Source organism: Ralstonia sp. VS2407 (assembly GCF_052950655.1).
In genome coordinates, this window is sequence record NZ_JBRFVG010000332.1 from 1 (window position 1) to 445 (window position 445).

The 445-nt window shown below is 65.8% G+C and carries 1 pseudogene; it reads left to right on the top strand.

The annotated features are described in order from the left end of the window. Positions 1–445, top strand: a pseudogene (locus ACU8YE_RS25315) (EscN/YscN/HrcN family type III secretion system ATPase); the annotation flags it as partial.

Consider the following 445-nt stretch of genomic DNA (forward strand, 5'->3'; position numbering starts at 1 on the left):
GGCAGGCGGGCATGGCGCGTTCCGTCGTCGTCTGCGCGACGTCGGATCGTTCGTCAATGGAGCGGGCGAAGGCGGCCTATGCGGCGACGGCGATCGCCGAATACTTTCGGGACCGCGGCCGACGCGTGCTGTTGATGATGGACTCGTTGACGCGCTTCGCGCGAGCCGGGCGCGAAATCGGCCTCGCGGCCGGCGAGCCGCCTGCCAGGCGAGGCTTTCCTCCGTCGGTCTTCGCCGAATTGCCGCGCTTGCTCGAACGCGCCGGAATGGGGAGGACCGGATCGATCACCGCGCTCTATACCGTACTCGCGGAAGACGAGAGCGGCAGTGATCCTGTTGCGGAAGAAGTACGCGGCATTCTTGACGGGCACATGATCCTGTCGCGGGAAGTGGCGGCGAAAAATCAGTATCCGGCGATCGACGTATTGGGGAGCCTGTCCCGCGT